This window comes from Actinacidiphila oryziradicis (genome assembly GCF_005047355.1).
Classification (GTDB): Bacteria; Actinomycetota; Actinomycetes; order Streptomycetales; family Streptomycetaceae; genus Actinacidiphila; species Actinacidiphila oryziradicis.
This window is the reverse complement of the sequence record NZ_SUMC01000003.1, coordinates 260,063-282,185: the sequence shown is the minus strand read 5'-3', so window position 1 is coordinate 282,185 and position 22,123 is coordinate 260,063. Positions and strand designations below refer to the sequence as shown.

Here is a 22,123-nt window from a genome sequence, read left to right as displayed (position 1 = left end):
GGACGACACTCGTCGACGAACCGGGGCTCGAGCCGTGCCCTGCCCTACCCTGCCCTGCCCTACATGACCTCCATCGGGCTATCCTGCTGGCCGACGACCAAGTTCTGGAAGCCTGCCCCGCCGCGTGATCCGTCTCGCCCGGGCCGGCGAACGCGTGAGGTCGGGCCGGCTCGGTTTCGGACGGGACCGCTCCCGCCAGGGGGTGCTCCCGCATCACCGGACGGCAGGCTCGGAAGGGGAGAAATGGCTCTCGGCACGAGCGCCGGCTCACTGCTGGCGATCAGCGATCTGCACGTCGCGTATCCCGACAACAGGGCCCTGGTGGAGAAGATGCGCCCGCTGTCGGACTCGGACTGGCTGCTGGTGGCCGGAGACGTGGGCGAGAAGGCCGAAGACGTGGAATGGGCGCTGGGCACCCTGAGCCGCCGCTTCGAGAAGGTCGTCTGGGTGCCCGGAAACCATGAGCTGTGGACCCCGAAGGACGACCCGGTGCAGCTCCGCGGCGCGCATCGCTACCAGCATCTGGTCGAACTGTGCCGCGGGCTGGGCGTGGTGACACCGGAAGACCCCTACCCGGTCTGGCGGGGGGCCGGCGGCCCGGTCACCATCGTCCCGCTCTTCCTGCTGTACGACTACACCTTCCTCCCGGCCGGCACGCGGACCAAGACGGCGGGCCTGGCCCAGGCGTACGAGACCGGCGTGGTCTGCACCGACGAGATGCTGCTGCACCCGGACCCGTACCCCACCCGCGACGACTGGTGCCGGGCCAGGCTGGAGCTCACCGAACAACGGCTGGCCGCCCTGGACACCAGCCTGCCCACCGTGCTGGTCAACCACTTCCCCCTGGTCCGGGAGCCCACCCGGGTGCTGCGCTATCCCGAGTTCGCGATGTGGTGCGGCACCGAGCGGACCGCTGACTGGCACCTCAAATACGCCGCCGCCGTGGTCGTCTACGGCCACCTCCACATCCCCCGGACCATGTCGCTCGACGGGGTGCCGTTCGTGGAGGTCTCACTCGGCTATCCGCGTGAGTGGCGCAAGTACGGTGGTCCGCGAGGGCTGCGCCGCGTACTCCCGGGCGAGGACGGATGATCGAGAAAATTCTTCCGGCACAGGTCACCTCGGTCCAGTCGTTCGACGACCCGCCGGACGCCGGGCTCTTCCCCGCCGAGGAAGCGATAATCCACCGGGCTGTCGACAAGCGACGACGGGAGTTCGCGACCGTACGCTGGTGTGCCCGCCGGGCACTGGCCGAACTCGGGGTGCCGCCCGCGCCGATCCTTCCCGGCGAAGGCGGCGCCCCCCAGTGGCCGGCCCACATTGTCGGCAGCATGACCCACTGCGACGGTTACCGCGCCGCTGCCGTGGCGAACCGCGCCGCGCTACGGGGCATCGGCATCGACGCCGAACCCAACCAGCCGCTGCCGGACGGTGTGCACCGCTCCATCGCCCTGGACACCGAGCTGAGCCGCGACGCCGAACTGCGCCGCACCTCTCCCGGAGTCTGCTGGGACCGGCTGCTGTTCAGCGCGAAGGAGAGCGTCTACAAGACGTGGTTCCCGCTCACCCACCGCTGGCTCGGCTTCGAGGAGGCGGACATCACGCTGCGGACGGACGGCACCTTCACCGCTCGCCTGCTGACCAGCGCGCCAGGCATTCCGCCCGGATTCACCGGCCAATGGCTGGCCACCGACGGGGTGCTGATGACGGCCATCACGCTGGCCCACACCTGACGGGACAGTCCGTACACCGGGCAACTGCCGTACTTCGGCGCTACGATCCGCCGGGCCCAGGCCCGCATCGGCAAGGCACGCCCGGTCCCGGCCGGTGCGGGCGGCCGGCGCGCCGCGCGCTTGCGCACGGCCCGGCCCGGCCCCGAACGGTCTTGGACGCACTGGTCATCCCCCGAGGCCGGAAGCCGCTGATCGACGCCTTCGCGTCCTGGGCGGCGACGCACATCCCGCATGCGGTCAGTTCCAGTCGAAGAGGTACCTGTAGTGGGTAGTGGACTGTCGGGATAACCAGCGTGTGCCCCGGTGCAAGGGCATTCAGGGGAGCGAAGGCTGAGGCCGTCGATCCGCGGGCCACCCAGCGAGCGGGGTCCTCGCGAACAGGGGAGCGACACCGTCAGGCAGCTGTGGCTGTGGTGCCGCGGATGACCAGGTGCGGGGCGATGACGATCTCCCCCTCGGGTGCCGGTTCGCCCTCCAGCCGGGCGATGGCCCGGCCCACTGCCAACTCGGCGAGGCGCGGGATGTTCTGGCCGACTGTGGTGAGGTCGATGTGGGCGAGGCGGGCCAGGCGGCTGTCGTCGAAGCCGACGACGGAGATCTCGGCGGGGACGTGGACTCCGGAGCGGAGGAAGGTGTCGAGGGCGCCGGTGGCACAGCGGTCGTTGAAGGCGAGTACGGCGGTGGAGCGGGGGCGGGCGCCGAGCAGGGTGCGGGCGGCTGCGGCGCCGTCGTCCTCGGTCAGTCCGCCGGGCAGGACGCGGATGTGGCCGGCCAGGCCGTGACGGGTCATGGCGATGCGGTAGCCACGACGGCGGTCGGCGGCACCCGGGGCCTTGCCGCCGTCGATGTGGGCGATGTCACGGTGGCCGAGGGCGACGAGGTGGTCGACGGCCTGGCGGGCGCCTTCGTCGTCGGCGGTGCGCACGACGTCCACCCGGCCGGAGGACGGTCGCAGCCGCCGGGCGATCGAAACGACCGGCAGCTGGCCGGCCAACTCCGCCAGTCGCGCGGCGGGGGCCTGCGGGCCGAGCAGGATCAGGGCCTCGCAGCGGTCGGCGAGCAGGGTTTCCACGGCGCGCTGTTCGCTGCGGCTGGGGGCGACGGCGCTCAGGGCGATCTGGTAGCCGACAGGTTCGGCCGCCGCATAGAGGCCCTCCACCAGGTCGGTGTGGAACGGATGCTGGAGGCCGAACTGTACGCCGAGCAGGCGCGAGTGGCGGCTGCGCAGCAGGCGGGCCCGGGCGTCGGGCCGGTAGCCGATCTCCCGTGCGGTCTCCAGGACCCGTTCGCGGGTGGTGGCGCCCGCGCCCTTGGCGCCGCGCATCACGATGGAGACCAGCGCCGTGGACACGCCCGCCCGCGCCGCGACGTCGGCGAGCGTGGGCCGCTTTCCGTCCGGGCCCGCAGGGGTCGGTGGCACCGGTGGCCTTTCTGCTCGGGGCTCCTTCTGGTGGGGGCTCCTTCTGGTCGGAAAGCGTAGACCAAACGCGCAGCGGCTGCTCCAGGGCACTGCAACGTTCTAGTCACTGGGGCCCGGACTCTTGACAGACCAGTGAGGGCATGGCGTACTACTGACTCGGTTGACTAGAACGTTCTAGTCGGAGAGAGCGAGTGTGGCGATGTACACGTTGGCGGTCTGCGCCGAGATGGTCTTCCTGGACCAGCCGATCCAGGAACGGGCGCGGCGTATCCACGAGGCGGGCTTCCAGGTGGAGATCTGGGACTGGACCCGGCACGACCTGGCCGCGCTGGAGCACACCGGGGCGGTGTTCTCCTCGATGACCGGTTACATCCGGGGCAGCCTGACGGACAAGGAGGGGGCGGCGGAGCTGCTGCGCACCGCCGAGGAGTCGGTCAAGGCGGCCGAGCGGCTGGGCTGCCCCCGGCTGAACCTGCACGGCACCGGCTTGGACGACAAGGGCCTGCCGTGGGTACCGGTGGCCGGCGAGGCCACCGGTCCGATGTGGATCGCCGCCCATCGCACGCTCACCCGGATCGCTGAGCTGGGCGAGAGCGCCGGGGTCGTCTTCACCCTGGAGAACCTCAACACCGCCGTCGACCACCCCGGGGTGCCGTTCGCCAGGGCCGCCGACACCCTGGCCCTGGTCGCGGCCGTGGACCGGCCGGGCCTGCGGATGAATCTGGACCTGTACCACGCGCAGATCGGCGAGGGGAATCTCATCGAACTGGTCCGCCGGGCGCACGGCCTGGGCCTGATCGGTGAGATCCAGGTCGCGGACGTGCCCGGCCGCCACGAGCCGGGCACCGGGGAGATCAGCTACCCGTCAGTCGCCCGCACCCTCGCGGACCTCGGCTACGACGGAACGGTCGCGATGGAGGCATGGTCCTCCGGTGCCGACGACCTGGCGCTGGAGCGCTTCCGTTCCGCTTTCACCCCCTCTGATCACTCTGATCACTGATCAATCTGACCACCTCTGACCACGCACCGTCTGACCACGCACCGTCTGCCCCTGACAACGACGTACGGAGAACGCTCATGACCACCCTTCCCGCCGGGACCCCCGGCCAGCCTCTCGCCGTCGGTCTTGTCGGCGCCGGACGGATGGGCTCCTTCCACGCCGAAAGCCTCGCCCACCGCATCCCCGGGGCCCGGCTCGCCGCCGTCGCCGACCCGGCCCCGGGTGCCGCGCAGCGCCTCGCGGACCGGCTGGGCTGCCCCAACGCGCTGACGGACATCGGCGAACTGCTCGCCGACCCGCAGATCGACGCGGTGGTCATCGCCACCCCGGCCCGCACCCACGCCGATCTCGTCGAGGCGGCTGCGCGGGCGGGCAAGGCGGTCTACTGCGAGAAGCCCATGGCCGTCACCCTCGCCGACGCCGATCGCGCCATCACCGCCGCCCACCAGGCGGGCGTCGCGCTCCAGGTGGGCTTCAACCGGCGCTACGACGCCGGCTTCCGGGCCGCTCACGAGAAGGTCGCCTCCGGCGCCATCGGCACTCCGCAGCTGTTGCGCTCGCTCACCCGCGACCCGAAGCTGGCCGACCCGGCCCCCATCCGGCCGTGGACGATCTTCCTGGAGACCCTCATCCACGACTTCGACACCCTGCGCTACCTCAACCCCGGCGCCGAGCCGGTCGAGGTCTTCGCCATGGCGGACGCCCTGGTCCGCCCCGACTTCAAGGACCGCGGCCTGCTCGACACCGCCGTGGTGACCGTCCGCTTCGACAACGGCGCCATCGCCACCGCCGAGGCCAACTTCCAGGCCGTCTACGGCTACGACGTACGCGGTGAGGTCTTCGGCTCCGCCGGCATGCTCACCATGGGCGACGTACGCCGCACCCACCTGACCTCCTACGGCCCGGACGGCATCGCCGCCGAGTGCGTCACCTACGACCAGGACCTCTTCCACGACGCCTACGTCGCCGAACTCGCCGACTTCACCACCCGCGTCCGCACCGGAACCACCCCCGCCGTCACCGGCGAAGACGCCCGCGCCGCCCTGTCCATCGCCCTGGCCGCCGTCCAGTCGATCACCACCAACAGCCCGGTCCTGATCGACGAGCTCAAGGAGCAATGAGCCCGCCGGACACAGCCCGTCGGTGACAGGCGATCAACGGCGAGGCCCGGACAGCGGCATGGAGCGGGCGCCGGATCCGCATCAGGGCGCCGGGGCGATCTCGGCGATCAGAGCTTCGATCCGGGCTCTCTACGGAGCCGACCCCGACCGCATCCTGATCGTTCACCACGACCGAGCCCAGGCCATCAAGGTCTCCATGCCGCGCCCGGTCCGCCAAGGCGACCTCGCCGACTGCGACAGCTACGGCGGCCAGCAGTACGCCCCCTGGTGGACCTCGAAGTCCCGGCACCGACCACCTGACCACACCCGTTGCCCGGGCACCCGGTAGACGCCTCCCGCGTCACCTCATGCAGGCGCCAAGGCACGGGCCGCTTGCTCCGCACCGGATCGGGCTTGGATCGGCGCGCCAGCGATTGGCAACAGAAAGTCAGATAGTTTTCACGTTGGGTGATCTACGCTCCTCGGCGTGACGACCAAGAAACTCCCTGAGATCACCCTGACGTTCTGGATCATGAAGATCGCGGCCACCACCCTGGGCGAGACGGGTGGCGATCTGCTCGCCCAGACCATGAACGTCGGATACCTGGTCAGCTCACTGATCCTGATCGGGGCCTTCCTGGTCAGTCTGGTGATCCAGCTGCGGGCCCGGGCGTTCCACCCGGCGTTGTACTGGACGGTGATCCTCTCCACCAGCACAGCCGGCACCACCATCTCGGACTTCATGAACCGCACCGCCGGACTCGGCTACGCCAAGGGGGCGCTGGTTCTCATCACCGGGCTGAGCGCGGTGTTCGCGGTCTGGAAACTCAGCGGGCACTCCTTTGACGTCGTGCGGATCAGCACCTTCGGCGGCGAGCTGCTGTACTGGACGGCGATCCTGTTCTCGAACACGCTGGGCACCTCGCTGGGCGACTTCCTGGCCGACGACTCCGGGCTCGGCTACTCCGGCGGAGCGCTGCTGATCGGCGGAGTGCTGCTGCTGACGCTCGTCGCCAAGTACGCCACTGCGATCCCGAACACTCTGCTGTTCTGGCTGGCGTTCGTCCTCACCCGCCCGCTGGGGGCGACCGTAGGTGACTTCTTCAGCAAGCCGACCACCAAGGGCGGCCTGGGATACGGCACGATCGGCTCGTCCCTCGTGCTCGCGGCCGTGCTCGCCGCGCTGATCGCCCGCACGGTGTGGCAGCAGCGCGGCCGGGGCGCCGTACCGCACGGACAACAGCCGGAGCCGGAGCAGGACAACCGGTCGACGCGGTCGTCCGACCGCGTCAACCGATTCTGACCGCCGCGCGGCCTCCGGACAGGCCCTACGCCCGTGCCACTGTCCGTGGGACGTTGTAACCCTCCACCCGCAGGGCCGGCCGGCCCGAGGGCAGCGCCTCGGCGGGCCAGGAGAGCGTGACGGTCCGTGACTCACCGGGCAGCAGCCACAGGTAGTTGTCGCTGTACAGCGTCGGCAGCACCCGCTTGCCGCCTCTGTCGTCCAGGAGCGACAGTCGGACCATCGCCGCGACCGCCGAGCCGCGGTTGTGGACCGTGGCGGTCAGTGCGCGGCGGGCCCCCGAGCGGGTCACCTGGCCGATGTCGGCGGAGACCTTCACCGACTTGGCGTTGTTGAGCGCCTTCATGTCGGCCGCTTCGCGGTAGCGCCAGTAGGTGTTCTCCGACAGGACGTTCCCCCGGCCGTCCGCCATGCTCAGCCGAAGGAGGTGCAAGTCCGGCAGGTCCTTCGTCCAGCCGGCGGTGAAGGCCTGTGTGGTGGCGGACGAGGCGACGTCCACCGTGGCGCTCCGGGTGGCTGCGAGCTGCCGCCCGGCCAGGTCGAGGACCCGGGCCGTGACGGTGACCCCCGTGAGTGCCTGCGGGGTGTGGTTGACCGCGATGACCTGCCAGTTCACCGCGTCCGCCTGGACGTGGACGGGCTCGCACGCCTTGCGGGCCCCGTAGTAGGTGCCGTTGACGTCGAAGTCGTAGTCGTACGTCTGCCACACCGTGCTGTGCCACGCCGGATGGGACATCCACAGCATGAGGCCGCTGGCGTCCTTCCACAGGTTGGCGTTCCACGCCTCGAACATCGCGCGGGTGTTCTCGTAGTTCACCAACTGCGCCTTGCGGGCGAAGTCGTCCAGCCCGGTAGCGGTGTCCAGGCGGGTCTCGATGGCCGCCTGGTAGTTCTGCGGGGCCTGGTTCCCCCTGGTGCTCCAGTCGTGGTAGTACCAGGCTCCGGCGATCGGCCACTCCGGCTCGTCGCCGACGAGGCTGCGCATGCTCTCGGCCGTGGACACCACCGGCATGCCGATCTCGGTGTGGAAGCCGAAGCTTCCGCTGCCGTAGGTGGACGGGGAGTAGTAGCGCTCCGGCTCGATCCAGCCGTAGGGGCCGCCGCCGCTGATGAAGCCGCCCGCCGAGTTGCTCTGGTACAGCACCCCGGGTACCTGCGACTGCACCGCGTCCCGCATGCCGGTGTCGATCGCCGAGGGCGGGTTGCCCTCGTTGGCGCCGCACCAGACGACGACGCTCGGGTGGATGCGGTACCGCAGTACCGTGTCCTTGGCCAGGTCGTTGTAGGCCTGGTGGTCCGGCGGGTCCATGGCCCAGGCGTTGGGGAAGTCGTTCCACACCAGCAGGCCGTGCTCGTCGCAACTGGCGAAGAACTCCTCCCGGTTGCTGGATGCGACCCAGTTGCGGATCATGGTGAAGTTCATGTCGCGGTGCATCCGCACCGCCGCGTCCATCCGGGCGGCGGGCATCCTGCGCAGCAGCTCGTCCCAGCCCCAGTTGCCGCCGCGGCAGAAGACGCGGACGCCGTTCACACTGATCTTCAACGGGTCCGGCGTGTTGTCCACGGACTTCACGTCCGTCCACGTCGCGCCGTCCTCGGACGCCTGGATCACGTACGTCTTCGGGTACGCCGCCTCCCACACGACGACGACCCGGTCGAAGGACTGCGACGAGCCCAGGTCCACCTGGATCCACTGGTTGTCCAGATACTCCGACGACCAGCGGGAGTTGGGGTTGCCGTCGGTGGCGTTGACGGCCGGGTTCGACGAATCCTCGGTCGAGGCGGTGGCTGTCTTGCGCAGGGCCAGGTCGGTGCCCGGCTTGCTGCTGTCGATCACCGACAGGGTCCACAGTGAGTTGCCCCAACTGGTCGCCCGGGCGCCGCCGCTGATCCGTACGTAGCGGGCGGTCCGGGCGGTGAAGTCCTCGGTCTGCAGGCTGGCGTCGCCGCCGTTGAACGGCAGCGGCACCGCGGAGTTGTCCACGGACTTCGCGTCCGTCCAGGTCGAGCCGTCCCCCGACACCTGCACCACATACGTCTTGGCGTACGCCTGCTCCCAAGTCAGGTCGATCCGGTCGAAGGATACGGACGAGCCCAGGTCGACCTGGATCCACTGGTCGTCCTCGAAAGCCGAGGACCAACGGGTGTTCGGGTCGCCGTCGGTGGCGTTGGCGGCCTGGTTCGACGGATCGTCCACGGACGAGGCGGTGGCCGCCTTGTGCAGCGCCAGGTCGGTGCCCGGCGAGGCGCTGTCGAGGACCGACAGGCTCCACAGCGACGAACCCCAGTTCGTGGCGCGGGTCAGGCACCTGACCCGCACGTACTGGGCCTTCTGCGCTCCCAGGGACACCGACTGGGTGTACGCGTCGGTGCTCGCGCCGAAGGGCAGCGGCACCTCGTACTCGTAGCCGAACTGGCGGATACCGAAGCGGGTGGTGCGCCGGTCGCTCTCCCCGCCGTCGACAGCGGCGACCAGGGTCAGCTCGTGCAGGTCGGGATTGCCGTAGCCGTTGGGCCACCACAGTTTCGGGTTCCGCAGCCGCAGCTGCCCAAAGGCGGCGGGGGCGAAGGTGACATCGACCGTCTCGCCGGCCGCCACCGTGACGGACTGGGAGACCCGCACGTCGTCGAACGAGGCGGAGACGGTCACTTGTCTGCTGGAGGAGTCGGCGTTGCGCACCGGGACCACGATCGTCAGTTCGGCGCTGCCTGTGTCGGGCAGGTCGGGGAGCTTGGTGTCCACCCGGGGGTCGCCGATGACCGCATGGCCGGTCGAGCGCAGTCGCACATGGTTCCAGATGCCGGAGACGCGGTCGCGCACGGCCGGCATCCAGTCCCAGCCGGAGGAGGCCAGGTAGGTCGGTGAGTTGCGGTTCATCATGGGGGCGCCGGCGTCCACCCAGGACAGGCCGGCCGGCCCCTTGTCACCGGGGCTGCCGGGGAAGGGCATCGGCGTTATTTTCACGGCCAGGGCCTGCTCGCCGCCGGCGGCCAGCAGATTCGTCACATCGTGGGCGGAGCGGGCGAAGGGGAACGTCAGACCCCCCGCTTGCCGGCCGTTGAGCCAGATGTCCGCTTTGTGGTTGACGCCGTCGAACTCCAGCCAGATGTGGCGGCCGGAGCCGGTGCGCAGGCCGCGCGGCAGGCGGAAGCCGCGCCGGTACCACCACGAATGGCGCGACAGGGCCTCGGGTATGTGGAGGTTGTTGAGGCCGGTCACCGGGTCCGGCAGGTGGCCCTGGTCCACCAGCGAGGCCAGGACCGTGCCGGGGACGGTGGCGGGCAGCCAGCGGCTGGTGTCCACCGCCGGCCGGGACAGTTCCGCACCCTCTCCGCCTGCCCAGTCGTCCATGGTCAGGGTCCAGCCCGACTCCAGCGGCACCGTGCCGTCGGCGGCGACCTCGAGCTCGGGCGGCTGGTGGTCGTGGGTCCCCCAGTCGGTCCAGCCCGTGGCCGCCGGCCGGAGGCCGCTGGCCGTGCCGTACACCTCGAAACCGTTCAGGCCCAGTGGGTTGGCGTTGGAGCGTTTGCTTACGGTCATCCGCACCCAGCGCGCGGTGACCGACGTGGCCAACGTGATCTCCACGACGCCACCGGTGCCGGCGGTGGTCCGGTGCACGGTGGTCCACGAGTGGTGGTCCCGGGACGTCTCGATGACGAAGTCCACCGCGCAGCTGGACAGGATCTCCTGGCCCGTCGTGCTGTCGCGCGGGTTGCCGCCGGAGGAAGGGACGAAGGCCGGGTCGCTCGCCGTGGCCTCGAACGTCAGACGGACGGACTCGACCTCGCAGTCGGCCTGGAGATCGACGGAGATCCACTGCGGATCTCCGTCGGCGGCACGCCATCCGGTGCCCCGCACACCGACGGAGCTGAGCTTGTCCACCACGAACTCGCCCGGCGTGGGGGCGTAGTCCGTGGACGACACCGCGATCGGGCGGTAGGCGGCGAGCTCGCCCTGCCAGGCCGCGCCTCCCGCCGCCGGGGGCCCGGCGGCGTAGCTGCTCGAGGGAAGCGTGACTCCCAGGCCGAAGCCCGCGAGCAGGGTTGAGGCGGCGGAGACAACAGACCTACGGGAGGGGCGAGGCGACTGATTCCACATGTGCAACTGATCCAATCCAGCTGAGCCCAGCAGAACAGGCGGGCCTGCATACCTCACCTGACAACGTTGCCATAGGCTTTAGTCCCTTCCGGCTTCTGTCAAGAGCTGCCGCGATGTCCGTTCCGAACGGGGGCGCGCGGGGGCAGGATCGCGTCGCGCGCCGGCCGGCCGGTGCAGGGCCGTACGGCCGTGCAGGGCCGGGTCCGGTTCAGACCCTGTCGGGTGACCTCTGATCGGGCGGCCCGGAACAGGCTCTGGGATGTCGCCAGGCCGCTCTGGGCAGGCCGGTGACTACGATCGCCACCTCCCCGCTGGGGGTGCCCCGGCTGTTCGGCGGCAGGGCGACCGCATAGCGCTGAGTAAATGGCTGATTAAATGGCCGAGTAATTATTCAGCTTTGGAAGAGAGCTGGGTTGTCCGCGACGAAATCGCGCACGCTTGACGCCGGCCTTCCAATGATCTGCTCGACGTCATGCGTCACGCGGTCATAGCGTCCTTCCGAGTGCAGGCGCGCCATGGTGGCGATGTGCTCGAAGACATGGTCGGGCAGCCCGAGGGCGCTCAACTCCTGGTCAAGCCACTGCTGGTAGGGGACGTCGACGTATGTGACGGGGCGACCCAGCGCTTCGGAATACTCCGCCGCCATCGCGGTCAGGTTCTGGGATCGCGGCCCGGTCAGTTCGTAGACCTTCCCGATATGCGAAGAAGGGTTCGCGAGAATAGTCGCGACCACTTCGGAGACGTCACGGGCCGCGACCGGTGAGGTACGGCCGGAGCCGAAGGGCAGCCGAATCGTGCCCTCCTTCGCGATCGATGAGGCAGCGAAAGCCGTGAAAAGTGGATTCTCCTGGAAAACAGTCGGCCGGATCTGCACGATGGGCAGGCCGGACCAGTCAAGGACCTGTTCGGCGAGCCAGTGCAGCCGCTGTTGCGCTGATTCCGTCGTACTTGTCAGGCTCATCTGCGACACGGTCATCTGTGACATGTTGACGAGTACTTCCATGTTCCCCTGCGCGCGAGCGGCGGCCGCTGCGGTGACTGTTGCCGCCACATACGATGCGGACACGCTCATGCCGAAGTACATGCGCCGGCAGCCGTCCATCGCGCGGACGACATCAGCGCCGCGAGTGAGATCGGCGACCACGACCTCGGCACCCACAGCACGCAGCGCCTCGGCCCGCTCGTCCTCGCGATGGACAAGCGCACGAACGGGCAGGTCGCGTTGGCGCAGGATTTCGACCACCATCCGGCCGACCGCTCCAACGCTCCCTGCGGCACCGGTTACCAGAATCGGCCACTCACGGGACATCAGTTTCTCCTCAGTAATAAACATGGGATTCAGGACAGCCGGTCGCCATAACACTGGGTATACCGCGTGAATCCCGACATCGGCGCAGTCCGGCACCGTACGGTCGCCCGACCCGGCCGGCCATCACCGCTACGGCCGAGCCGCCTGGCCTGCCGGCTGCGTCCCTCGGGTCCGAGGCCTCCCGAGCCGAGCGGGCCCGCCGGGGTGCGGCCGCCATCCGACGGTCCGATTTAGTTACGGTGGATTGATAAGCCTATACTTAGTACTTGTGGATGAGACCGGAACATCAGCAGACGACGCCAGCCGGACCGCAGCAGCGCTCCGGCTGGCAGTGGCCCGTATCGCCCGCAGGCTGCGACAGACCCACGCCGTGGGTGACGTGACCCTCTCCGAGGTGTCCGTCCTGGCCCGCCTGAGTCGCGACGGCGCGGATTCCCCGGGATCGCTCGCCGAACTGGAGCGGGTACGCCCCCAGGCCATGGCGTCCACCCTCGCCACGCTCGAGGAGCGCGCTCTGGTACGCCGCCGGCAGGACGCCGCCGACGGCCGCCGCGCGGTGATGACGGTCACGGACGCCGGCCGCAAGGTGCTGATCGACCGGCGCTCGGAGTCCGTCCAGCGCCTCACCGTGGTCCTCGACGAGGACTTCACCCCCGCCGAGCGGCGCAAGCTGCTCGCGGTCCTGCCGCTGCTCGACCGGCTCGCGGAGCGGCTGTGATGGCCGGACAGGAGAAAGGCGCGGTCGGCGACCGCTACAAGTGGGTCGCGCTCTCCAACACCACACTCGGCGTGCTGATCGCGACCATCGACAGCTCGATCGTGATCATCTCCCTGCCGGCGATCTTCCGCGGTATCGGTCTCGACCCGCTCGCCCCCGGCAACATCGGCTACCTGCTCTGGATGATCCTGGGCTATCTGCTGATCTCCGCCGTCCTCGTGGTCTCGCTCGGCCGCATCGGCGACATGTTCGGCCGGGTCCGGATGTACAACATGGGCTTCGCGATCTTCGCCTGCGCCTCGCTGGCCCTCTCGCTCGATCCGCTGAAGGGCGGCGGCGGCGCGTTGTGGCTGATCGGCTTCCGGATCGTGCAGGCCGTCGGCGGGTCCATGCTGACCGCGAACTCGGCGGCCATCCTCACCGATGCCTTCCCGGCCCGGCAACGCGGCATGGCCCTCGGCATCAACCAGATCACCGCGCTGGCCGGCCAGTTCCTCGGGCTGCTCGCCGGCGGTCTGCTGGCCACCATCGACTGGCGCGCGGTGTTCTGGGTCAGCGTCCCGATCGGCGTGGTCGGCACCATCTGGTCGTACCGCAGTCTGCGCGAGACCGGGTCCCGCAAGCCGGGCCGCATCGACTGGGCCGGCAACATCACCTTCACCGGCGGTGCCGGCGCGCTCCTGGCCGCCATCACTTACGGCATCCAGCCCTACGGCGGCCATCCGACCGGCTGGACCAACCCCTGGGTGCTGGGCGGACTTGGCGCGGGTGTGCTGCTGCTCGCCGTGTTCTGTTTCGCCGAGACCCGGATCGCCGAGCCGATGTTCCGCCTCGGTCTGTTCCGTATCCGCGCCTTCGCCGCCGGCAATCTGGCAGCGCTGCTCACCGCGATCGCCCGTGGCGGACTGCAGTTCATGCTGATCATCTGGCTGCAGGGCATCTGGCTGCCGCTGCACGGCTACGACTTCGAGCGCACCCCGCTGTGGGCCGGCGTCTTCATGCTGCCGCTGACCGTCGGGTTCCTCGTCGCGGGCCCGGTGTCCGGCTATCTGTCGGACCGCTTCGGCGCGCGGCTGTTCTCCACCAGCGGACTGATCCTGGTGGCCGTCGCGTTCGTCGGCCTGCTCGCTCTGCCGGTGGACTTCTCCTACCCCCAGTTCGCGGCTCTGCTGCTGCTCAGCGGGCTCGGTCAGGGGATGTTCTCCGCCCCGAACACTTCAGCGATCATGGGCAGCGTGCCGCCGGAACAGCGCGGGGTGGCGTCGGGCATGCGCTCGACGTTCCAGAACTCGGGTACCGCCCTGTCGATCGGGCTGTCGTTCTCGCTGATGATCTCCGGCCTTGCCGGCTCGCTGCCGCATGCGCTGAGCAGCGGCCTGCAAGGACAAGGGGTGCCCGCCGGGACAGCCGGGGAGGTGGCGGCGCTGCCGCCGGTGAGCACGCTGTTCGCCACCTTCCTCGGCAACAACCCGATCAGCCATCTGCTCGCACCCAGCGGGGTGCTGCGCACACTGCCCGGCCACAACGTCAGCACCCTGACCGGGACGCGGTTCTTCCCCGAACTGGTCTCCGGGCCGTTCCACCACGGGCTCGTCACCGTCTTCAGCGTGGCCACGGCGATGGCCCTGGTCGCCGCGCTCGCCTCGGTGCTGCGCGGCCGCCACCACAAGGCCGCATCGGGCAGGACGGATGGCCCGGGAAGCTCAGGGGACCCGGGGAAGGGACAGCCGGAATGGCGCAAAGCGCCCTCCTCCTGATGGACGTCTTCTCGTGATGGACGTCCAGTGGCCCGTCAAGCAGCGGTACGCCCCGCCGGCGGCCGGGCGTGCCAGGAAGCGCACAGGTACGCGTGCGAGCATGCGGTCGGCCTGAAGGAACGGCCCGGTACCCGCGTGAGAACGAAGGGCGCAGGTGCGACGAGCAGACGGTCAGTCTTTCCGGACCGGCGCCCCCGGAGCGGCGCCACCGGACAGCGCGGGGCACGTCCGCTCCGCCGTCACCCTGCGACCGCTTCGGATCTCTCCCCGTCCGGCGTTCTCCCGGCTCCTTCCGAACTGATCCTTGGAGAAGTACATGTTTCGCCACCGTCGCACGACGCTGCTGGGCGCCATCGCGGTCGCCGGACTCGCGACCACGCAAGCGATCGCCCCTGCCTTCGCGTCCACCGCCCCGCTGTCCCAGGCGCAGGAGGTCGCTCACTTCGACATCACCACCCTGCAGCAGCCGGAGAACATCACCCTGGAGCCCAACGGGGCGGCCGACGTCACGTTCAAGGGGGCAAGGCAGATAGCCCGGGTCACCCCGGACGGGAAGACGTCGATACTGGCGACGCTGCCCGCCCCCGCCTCGGGCACCGCGACGGTGTCGGGCATCGTGCGAGCCGCCGACGGCACTCTCTACGTCAACTACAACGCCGGCAGCCTGTCCGGCGTCTGGCGCATCCCCCCGGGCGGCACCCCCGAGCAGGTCGCCGCTCTCCCCGACGTGAAGGTCGTCAACGGCCTCGCGCTCGACAGGCGCCATGACACCCTTTACGCGACCGACTCCACCACCGGCACGGTGTGGAAGGTGTCGCTGAGGAGCGGCGCGACGTCCCTGTGGGCCGGCGGCGAGGCCCTTCAGCCGTCCGCCACGCATTCTTCCGGGTTCGGGGCGAACGGCATCAAGGTGCACGACGGTGCGGTCTGGGTGAGCAACACCGACAAGGGCACCCTGCTGCGTATCCCGATCGGCGCGGACGGCACCGCGGGTGCCGTCACGACGCAGGCCGAGGGCCTGACGAGCATCGACGACTTCACCTTCGTCGGGCAGGGCGACACGGTCCTGGCAGCGCAGAACTTCGCGAACTCCGTCGCCCTGGTGAACCCCGACGGCACGCACCAGACGGTGCTCACCGCGCAGGACGGGCTGTCCAACCCGACTTCTGTCGCGGTGCGCGGAAAGACCGTGTACGTGACGAACGGGGCGTATTTCACCCATAACGACCCGAATCTGCTCCTCGCCCGCATCGCTCACTGATCGCGGTACCGAGTACGGCCGTCCCCGGTCCCCGGCCCCCGCGGCGGGGCCGGGGACGGCCGCCATCAGCGATGGCTCATGCGCATCACGACATGTCGATGGCGTTGAACGAGAACGGCTCGTTCTACCCCAGCCGCGGGCCCCGGGCCGAGTGGAACGCCATGAAGAAGGTGCCGAGCTGGGTGCCCGTCACGATGGCGATCTGTTTCGGCCACTCGGATCTACTGTCTTCCCGCCCGAATACACAGGTCAATCCGGTTCCGGCCGGGCGTCGCCGGGGTGTTCGGCCGGTCGTTGTCGCACGGTTGGGTCCGATGTCCGCAACGACCCCCTATGCTCTGCCTTCACAGCACGTGCACTTCTCCGGAAAGGTCCGCCTGTGAGTGTCAGGATTCAACCCACGGCCCAGGTCGACGAGACCGCCGAAGTGGGCGAGGGGACCTCGGTCTGGGAGCTGGCGCAGATCCGCGAGGGAGCCCGGCTCGGCCGCGGCTGCAACATCGGCCGGGGCGCCTATGTCGGCCCGGGCGTGCGGATCGGCGACAATGTGAAGCTGCAGAATTACGCACTGGTGTACGAACCCGCGGAACTGGCCGACGGCGTGTTCGTCGGACCGGCCGTGGTGCTGACGAATGATCACCACCCGCGTGCGGTCACTCCGGACGGCCGGCGCAAGGGCGGCGACGACTGGGAGGCCGTCGCCGTAAGCGTTGCCGAGGGTGCGTCGCTGGGGGCCCGTTCGGTGTGTGTCGCGCCGGTGCGCGTGGGCCGCTGGGCGCTGGTCGCGGCGGGTGCCGTGGTGACGCGGGACGTGCCGGACTTCGCTCTGGTGGCGGGTGTGCCGGCGCGGTGGATCGGCTGGGTCGGGCGGGCCGGGGTACGGCTGGTGGAGCGCGACGGCGAGCCGGGGGTGTGGGAGTGCCCGGGGACCGGCGCGCTGTACGAGGAGAAGGACGGCGAACTCGTCGAGCGCGGCTGACGTTTCCTCAAAACGCCAATCTTCGAACATTCAAAGGCATATCGTGTGTGCGAAACGTGCAGACTGAGCAGACAGAGCAGTAGTGCACAGTGGGGGTTGGGGGTTACAGGGGTGGGGACACCTGTGCCTGCGGCCGACGCGCCGTAGGGGGGATCGCGGGTCGCGCGTCATCGGATGGGTACTCGGCACGGTCTTCCGTGCCGCGACGACCGCAAGTCTGACCAGGAACGACCCAGGGGGGTTGGTGTGCCAAAACGATGACCATCACACGTCTGACGGCTCTCGCCCATGACGAACCGTTACTGCACGCTCTCGCGACACGGCTGCTTGCGGTGGCCGAAGCGGGACTGCCCGCGATGTACCGTGCCGGCGCTGACACGTTCGTCTTCACGCGGACGGCGAAAGCCGCGCCCGACGGCTCCTGGAGCCTGGAGCAGCGCGGGACCAGCACCCGTTATGCGGCCATCACCGCGCTGGGCGCCCGCTTCCTTCCCGAGGACAGGCAGCGGGCCGTGCTCGGCGGTCACACCGCCGAGGACTTCACCGGCCTGCTGATCGAGCGGCTGCCCGCGGTGACGAATCTCGGTGACGCGGCGCTCATCGCCTGGGCCGCCGCCGAGACCGAACACCCGAAGCTCTCCGACGCGCTCGCCCGGGTCGCGGCCCTCGACGAGGACGGCGGGCCCCGGTACACGGTGGAGGCGGCCTGGGTGCTGTCCGCGCTGGCGGCGGCCCGTGGCGCGGTGGATGTGGAGGATCGTTTCAGCTCAGCCCGCGACCGCCTGCTGCGGGCCCGGATCGGGGACGGCCCGCTGTTCCCCCACGCCACCGGGCCCGGGCTGGTGCCCTGGTACCGGGCGCATGTGAGCTGCTTCGCCGACCAGACCTATCCGCTCCAGGCGCTGGCCCGCGCGCACGCGAGCGGCGGCGACCCCGAGGCTCTGGCCGCGTCCGAGGCCTGCGCGGCGCGCATCTGCGCCCTCCAAGGTGACGGCGGGCAGTGGTGGTGGCACTACGACGCCCGCACGGGGGGTGTCGTGGAGGGCTATCCGGTCTACAGCGTCCACCAGCACGCGATGGCCCCGACCGCCCTGTTCGACCTCGCTGAAGCCGGCGGCACCGATTTCGGCGCGTCGATCCGCAGCGGGCTGCGCTGGATGGCGGACGTACCGGAACTCGCGGCGGCTCCGGAGTCGATGATCCTCGACGAGCCGGGGGTGACCTGGCGCAAGGTCTATCGCGGCGACCCGAAGAAAGCGGTCCGCGCCGCCCGCGGGATCGGCACCCGGGTCGCGCCCGGACTGCGGCTCGGGCCCCTCGACCGGCTGTTCCGCCCCGCCTCGCTGGACCGCGAGTGCCGGCCGTACGAGTTCGGCTGGATGCTGTTCGCCTGGCTCGGGGGTCGAATATGACGCGACGTCAAGTCCTCTTCGGTGTCGAGCTGGACCCGCTGACCCTGGACGAGACCGTGCGGCGCTGCCTCGACGCGGTGCGGAACGGGGAGCAGTTGGAGATCGGGGTGGTGAACGCCGCGAAGCTGGTGAACATGCGGCGGGACCCCAGGCTCGCGCAGGCGGTCGCAGGATGCGACCTCGTCCTCGCCGACGGGCAGGCGGTGGTGTGGGCGGGCCGAGTGCTGCGCGCGCCCCTGCCGGAACGGGTGGCGGGTATCGACCTGTTCATGCGCCTGCTCGCCGCGGCCGAATCGGCCGCCATGTCCGTCTACTTCCTCGGCGCCAAGGAGGAGGTGCTGGAGCTGATGCTGGACCAGGTCGCCCTGCGTTTCCCGAATCTGAACGTGGCCGGCAGCCGCAACGGCTACTTCGACGACTCCGAGCAGCAGGCCGTCGCCGGCGCGATCGCCGACAGCGGTGCACAGATGCTGTTCCTCGGCATGACATCGCCCAAGAAAGAGATCTTCACGGCCGGTTACGGGGAGCGCACGGGCGCCAAGGTCGTGCACGGCGTCGGCGGCTCCTTCGACATCCTGGCCGGAATCACCCGGCGGGCGCCCGAGTCCTGGCAGCGTCTGGGAGCCGAATGGCTCTACCGCGCAGTGCAGGAACCGCGCCGCCTGGGCCGGCGCTATCTCACCACCAACGCCGCTTTCCTCCTGATGACAGCGCGCGAGCTCATCCGCCTCACACCGTCGACCGGCCCGGCGAACAGGAGACACTGATGCGCGTCGTCGTGGTAGGACAGGGATACGTCGGACTGCCGCTGGCCATTCGCGCCGCGGAGGTCGGGCACGAGGTGATCGGCTACGACGTGGACGCGCGGCGGGTCAAGAGCCTCGCCGCCGGGGAGTCCTTCGTCGAGGACGTCTCCTCCGCACGGATCCGCGAGGCCATGGACCGCGGGGCGTACCGCCCGAGCGAATCGGCCCGGGACTGCGGCGGTTTCGACGTCGCCGTGGTGACCGTACCGACCCCGCTGCACGAGGGCGTGCCCGACCTGCGCTACATCGAGGAATCGGCCCGCACGCTGGCCCGCTACCTGCGCCCCGGAGCGACGGTCGTCCTGGAGTCGACCACGTATCCCGGCACCACCCAGGAGCTGTTCGCGCCGATTCTGGAGGACGGTTCGGGACTGACCGCGGGGGCGGACTTCCACCTCGGCTACAGCCCGGAACGCATCGACCCCGGGAACGCCGTATGGGGGTTCAAGGAGACGCCGAAGGTCGTGTCCGGCGTCGACACGGAGTCCTTGAAGGCCGTCAGGGCCTTCTACGACGAACTCGTCGACACCACGGTGCCGGTGAGCTCGCCGAAGGAGGCCGAACTCGCCAAGCTGCTGGAGAACACCTTCCGGCACGTCAACATCGCGCTGATCAACGAGATGGCGATGTTCGCGCACCACCTCGGCATCGACGTGTGGCAGGCCATCGACGCCGCGTCCAGCAAACCGTTCGGCTTCATGAGGTTCACGCCCGGCCCGGGTGTCGGCGGCCACTGCCTGCCGATCGACCCGTCGTACCTGTCCTGGCGGGTGCAGCGCGAACTCGGCCAGAGCTTCCGCTTCGTGGAGCTGGCCAACGACATAAACAGCCACATGCCGGAGTACGTGACGCGCCGCGTCATGGACGCGTTCAACGCCAGGCGCCGTTCCGTCAACGGCTCACGCGTGCTGCTGCTCGGCCTGGCATACAAGAAGAACACCGGCGACGCCCGCGAATCGCCGGCGCTGCGGATCTCGCAGCTTCTGCTCGACATGGGGGCCCAGGTCAGGGCGGCGGATCCGCATGTGGTGGAGAGCCTGCCGATGGACGCCCGGCTGGTGCGGGTCGAACCGACGCAGGAGGAGCTGGCCGCCGCCGATGTGGTCGTGCTGCTCACCGACCACGACGCCTTCGACTACGAACTCGTCACCGAGCACGCGCCCTTCGTCCTCGACTGCCGTCGGAGACTGTCCGGACCGACGATCGAGGTGCTCTGAACCGTGCTGCGAGTCATCTGCGTCGCGGGCGCGCGACCCAACTACATGAAGATCAAGCCGGTGATGGACGCCCTGGAGCGGGGCGGCGCCGAGGTGGTCCTCGTCCACACCGGGCAGCACTACGACCCGTCCATGAACGACGTGTTCTTCCAGGACCTCGGCATCCGCCCGCCCGACCGCTTCCTCGGGGTCGGCTCGGGCACCCACGCCGAACAGACCGGACGCGTGATGACGGCGTTCGAGCCGCTGCTGGACGAAGTGGCCCCGGACGTGGTGGTCGTGGTCGGCGACATCAACTCCACCCTGGCCTGCGCCCTGGTCACCGCGAAGGCCGGACCGCTGCTGGCCCATGTGGAGGCCGGCCTGCGCAGCCGCGACTGGACCATGCCGGAGGAGGTCAACCGGGTCGCCACCGACCGGGTCAGCGACTACCTGCTGGCCCCCTCCCCCGACGCGGCCGACAACCTGCGCGCGGAGGGATACCGGGACGACCAGATCCACGTCGTCGGCAACGTCATGATCGACACGCTGTTCGCCAACCTGGACCGCGCCAGGGAGTCCGACGTGCTGAGCCGGTACGGGCTCAGCCGGGGCGAGTACGGCCTGGTCACGCTCCACCGGCCGGCCAACGTGGACGACCCCGTGGTCCTCACCGGGCTGCTCAAGGCGCTGGGCGAGATCGCCGGCCGCTGCCCGCTCCTGCTGCCGGTGCACCCGCGGGCCGCCGGGCGGCTGGCCGACATCGGCGTGCCCGGCGGTATCCGGCTCGTACCGCCCGCCGGATACCTCGACTTCATCGCCCTGCAGGACGCCGCCCGGGTCGTGCTGACCGACTCCGGCGGCGTACAGGAGGAGACCACCGCGCTCGGAGTGCCGTGCGTGACGCTGCGGGACAACACCGAGCGCCCCATCACCGTCGAGCAGGGCACCAATGTGCTCGCGGGCCGCGATCCGGCCCGCATCGTGTCCACGGTGACCCGGATGCTGGACGGCCCGCCCGCGCCGCGCCGCCCGGAACTGTGGGACGGCCATGCCAGCGACCGTATCGCCACGGTCCTGCTGGAGGGAGGCACCGCGGACAGCCGGCCGAGACCCACCGACCAAACGGCCTTTGGCTGATCCGGACGCAACATACGCTCAATCAACGGCAAACCACGGCATCGGCGGCGCGCCGCTCACGTCATGGGTCGCGAGGGGAAGAACACCATGGATCTCGCAGAGATCTTCCGGGTCATGCGCAGGCGCTGGTATGTACTGCTGCCCGGACTGCTGCTCACCGCGGCTCTGGGCGCGGCCGTCCTCCTGCTGGTCCCCGTCAAATACCAGTCGCAGAGCACGGTGGTACTCCTCAACTCCCAGAAGGCCACGGCCGCTTACGACGGCAACCCCTTCCTGAGCACGCAGACCTCGCTCACCGGCATGGCCGACAGCCTCGCCCGGAACCTGGACTCCGATGCCTCGATCAAGGACGTCAAGGCGCAGGGCCTCACGGGGACGTACCAGGCCAAGCTCGCCGACAACGCCCAGGGGCCGCTGATGTGGCTCACCGTCACCGGCACGGACAAGGCCGCCGTACGGAAGTCGGACCGGATCCTGACGGCCTACGCGGCGACGCGGCTGAAGCAGTTCCAGACGCAGCAGTCGGTCTCGCCGAGGGCCATGATCCGCATGATGACGATCGTGCCCCCGCAGAACGCGGTGGCCCAGACCAAGACCAGGCTCGAATACCTCATTATGGCCTGCCTGCTGGGCTTCGCGCTGAGCATGGTGGCCACCTTCTTCGCCGAGGCCCGCAAGCGGCCGCGAAGCCGCCCGCAGCCCGACGCGCCCGACGCGCGGCCCGCCGAGCCCGAGGCGCAGCCCGCCACCGGCCGGCGCACCGCCGGTGAACTGGAGGAACTGGTCGAGGAGCAGACGGTCGCCCTTCGGCAGGCCCCCCGGTGGTCGAGGTCCGCCGACGCCGAGCCCGCCGCGGCGGAGTCCCCAGCGCACCGGTCCGTGTGACCGTC

The 22,123-nt window shown here is 69.9% G+C and carries 18 protein-coding genes; 15 read left to right on the top strand and 3 right to left on the bottom strand.

Features of this window, described 5'->3' with window-relative positions:
* Positions 1-243 precede the first annotated feature (243 nt).
* Both FCI23_RS05290 and FCI23_RS05285 read left to right on the top strand, forming a co-directional pair.
* Positions 244-1,092, top strand: coding sequence for a metallophosphoesterase family protein (locus tag FCI23_RS05290; RefSeq protein WP_136722242.1), 849 nt, complete (start codon positions 244-246; stop codon positions 1,090-1,092).
* On the top strand, positions 1,089-1,733 hold the full coding sequence (locus FCI23_RS05285) for a 4'-phosphopantetheinyl transferase family protein (protein WP_136722241.1): 645 nt from the start codon (positions 1,089-1,091) through the stop codon (positions 1,731-1,733). The genes FCI23_RS05290 and FCI23_RS05285 overlap by 4 nt, the downstream gene beginning before the upstream one ends.
* 394 nt (positions 1,734-2,127) lie before the next feature.
* On the opposite strand, the gene FCI23_RS05280 is transcribed toward FCI23_RS05285, so the two are convergent.
* Positions 2,128-3,153: a LacI family DNA-binding transcriptional regulator gene (locus tag FCI23_RS05280; RefSeq protein WP_136722240.1), complete on the bottom strand. Its 1,026-nt coding sequence runs from the start codon at positions 3,151-3,153 to the stop codon at positions 2,128-2,130.
* Positions 3,154-3,352: 199 nt separating this feature from the next.
* Here FCI23_RS05280 and FCI23_RS05275 point away from each other — a divergent pair, with 199 nt between their 5' ends.
* The 4 genes from FCI23_RS05275 (at position 3,353) to FCI23_RS05260 (ending at position 6,556) form a co-directional block, all read left to right on the top strand.
* A complete protein-coding gene (locus FCI23_RS05275; RefSeq protein WP_136722318.1) occupies positions 3,353-4,153 on the top strand; it encodes a TIM barrel protein in 801 nt (266 codons plus the stop codon).
* 77 nt (positions 4,154-4,230) lie between these two features.
* Positions 4,231-5,274, top strand: coding sequence for a Gfo/Idh/MocA family oxidoreductase (locus FCI23_RS05270; protein ID WP_136722239.1), 1,044 nt, complete (start codon positions 4,231-4,233; stop codon positions 5,272-5,274).
* A gap of 22 nt (positions 5,275-5,296) precedes the next feature.
* The gene (locus tag FCI23_RS05265) at positions 5,297-5,602 is read left to right on the top strand and encodes a DUF4387 family protein (RefSeq protein ID WP_246143365.1); all 306 of its coding nucleotides are present in this window, start codon (positions 5,297-5,299) and stop codon (positions 5,600-5,602) included.
* Between the two features lie 138 nt (positions 5,603-5,740).
* The gene (locus FCI23_RS05260; protein ID WP_246143364.1) at positions 5,741-6,556 is read left to right on the top strand and encodes a COG4705 family protein; all 816 of its coding nucleotides are present in this window, start codon (positions 5,741-5,743) and stop codon (positions 6,554-6,556) included.
* Positions 6,557-6,581: 25 nt separating this feature from the next.
* Here the strand turns inward: FCI23_RS05260 and FCI23_RS05255 are convergent, their stop codons facing one another.
* Complete coding sequence (locus tag FCI23_RS05255; protein ID WP_136722238.1) at positions 6,582-10,655, bottom strand: discoidin domain-containing protein; 4,074 nt, start codon at positions 10,653-10,655, stop codon at positions 6,582-6,584.
* Positions 10,656-11,046: 391 nt separating this feature from the next.
* Entirely contained in the window at positions 11,047-11,988 is a 942-nt protein-coding gene (locus tag FCI23_RS05250; protein WP_246143362.1) for an NmrA family NAD(P)-binding protein, read from the bottom strand.
* A 244-nt stretch (positions 11,989-12,232) separates the two neighbouring features.
* On the opposite strand from FCI23_RS05250, the gene FCI23_RS05245 reads away from it, so the two are divergent.
* The 9 genes from FCI23_RS05245 (at position 12,233) to FCI23_RS05205 (ending at position 22,118) form a co-directional block, all read left to right on the top strand.
* On the top strand, positions 12,233-12,682 hold the full coding sequence (locus FCI23_RS05245) for a MarR family winged helix-turn-helix transcriptional regulator (RefSeq protein ID WP_136722237.1): 450 nt from the start codon (positions 12,233-12,235) through the stop codon (positions 12,680-12,682).
* Positions 12,682-14,439, top strand: coding sequence for an MFS transporter (locus tag FCI23_RS05240; protein WP_136722236.1), 1,758 nt, complete (start codon positions 12,682-12,684; stop codon positions 14,437-14,439). Before FCI23_RS05245 ends, FCI23_RS05240 begins: the two co-directional genes overlap by 1 nt.
* A 316-nt stretch (positions 14,440-14,755) precedes the next feature.
* Entirely contained in the window at positions 14,756-15,700 is a 945-nt protein-coding gene (locus FCI23_RS05235) for an SMP-30/gluconolactonase/LRE family protein (protein WP_136722235.1), read from the top strand.
* Between the two features lie 379 nt (positions 15,701-16,079).
* Positions 16,080-16,679, top strand: coding sequence for an acyltransferase (locus tag FCI23_RS05230; RefSeq protein WP_136722234.1), 600 nt, complete (start codon positions 16,080-16,082; stop codon positions 16,677-16,679).
* A gap of 257 nt (positions 16,680-16,936) precedes the next feature.
* Positions 16,937-18,091 (top strand): hypothetical protein, encoded by a 1,155-nt coding sequence (locus FCI23_RS05225; RefSeq protein ID WP_136722233.1) that lies wholly within the window; start codon positions 16,937-16,939, stop codon positions 18,089-18,091.
* A complete protein-coding gene (locus FCI23_RS05220) occupies positions 18,088-18,858 on the top strand; it encodes a WecB/TagA/CpsF family glycosyltransferase (RefSeq protein ID WP_136722232.1) in 771 nt (256 codons plus the stop codon). Before FCI23_RS05225 ends, FCI23_RS05220 begins: the two co-directional genes overlap by 4 nt.
* Complete coding sequence (locus tag FCI23_RS05215) at positions 18,858-20,114, top strand: nucleotide sugar dehydrogenase (RefSeq protein WP_136722231.1); 1,257 nt, start codon at positions 18,858-18,860, stop codon at positions 20,112-20,114. Before FCI23_RS05220 ends, FCI23_RS05215 begins: the two co-directional genes overlap by 1 nt.
* Positions 20,115-20,117: 3 nt before the next feature.
* Complete coding sequence (wecB, locus tag FCI23_RS05210; RefSeq protein ID WP_246143359.1) at positions 20,118-21,233, top strand: non-hydrolyzing UDP-N-acetylglucosamine 2-epimerase; 1,116 nt, start codon at positions 20,118-20,120, stop codon at positions 21,231-21,233.
* 87 nt (positions 21,234-21,320) lie between these two features.
* Entirely contained in the window at positions 21,321-22,118 is a 798-nt protein-coding gene (locus tag FCI23_RS05205; protein WP_169316684.1) for a Wzz/FepE/Etk N-terminal domain-containing protein, read from the top strand.
* Positions 22,119-22,123: the final 5 nt, after the last annotated feature.

Bases quoted from the DNA above. Each gene is read 5' to 3' on its own strand.
- FCI23_RS05290 (WP_136722242.1), top strand. From the start codon at position 244: ATGGCTCTCGGCACGAGCGCCGGCTCACTGCTGGCGATCAGCGATCTG.
- FCI23_RS05285 (WP_136722241.1), top strand. From the start codon at position 1,089: ATGATCGAGAAAATTCTTCCGGCACAGGTCACCTCGGTCCAGTCGTTC.
- FCI23_RS05275 (WP_136722318.1), top strand. From the start codon at position 3,353: ATGTACACGTTGGCGGTCTGCGCCGAGATGGTCTTCCTGGACCAGCCG.
- FCI23_RS05270 (WP_136722239.1), top strand. From the start codon at position 4,231: ATGACCACCCTTCCCGCCGGGACCCCCGGCCAGCCTCTCGCCGTCGGT.
- FCI23_RS05255 (WP_136722238.1), bottom strand. From the start codon at position 10,655: ATGTGGAATCAGTCGCCTCGCCCCTCCCGTAGGTCTGTTGTCTCCGCC.
- FCI23_RS05250 (WP_246143362.1), bottom strand. From the start codon at position 11,988: ATGTTTATTACTGAGGAGAAACTGATGTCCCGTGAGTGGCCGATTCTG.
- FCI23_RS05240 (WP_136722236.1), top strand. From the start codon at position 12,682: ATGGCCGGACAGGAGAAAGGCGCGGTCGGCGACCGCTACAAGTGGGTC.
- FCI23_RS05235 (WP_136722235.1), top strand. From the start codon at position 14,756: ATGTTTCGCCACCGTCGCACGACGCTGCTGGGCGCCATCGCGGTCGCC.
- FCI23_RS05225 (WP_136722233.1), top strand. From the start codon at position 16,937: ATGACCATCACACGTCTGACGGCTCTCGCCCATGACGAACCGTTACTG.
- FCI23_RS05220 (WP_136722232.1), top strand. From the start codon at position 18,088: ATGACGCGACGTCAAGTCCTCTTCGGTGTCGAGCTGGACCCGCTGACC.
- FCI23_RS05215 (WP_136722231.1), top strand. From the start codon at position 18,858: ATGCGCGTCGTCGTGGTAGGACAGGGATACGTCGGACTGCCGCTGGCC.
- FCI23_RS05205 (WP_169316684.1), top strand. From the start codon at position 21,321: ATGGATCTCGCAGAGATCTTCCGGGTCATGCGCAGGCGCTGGTATGTA.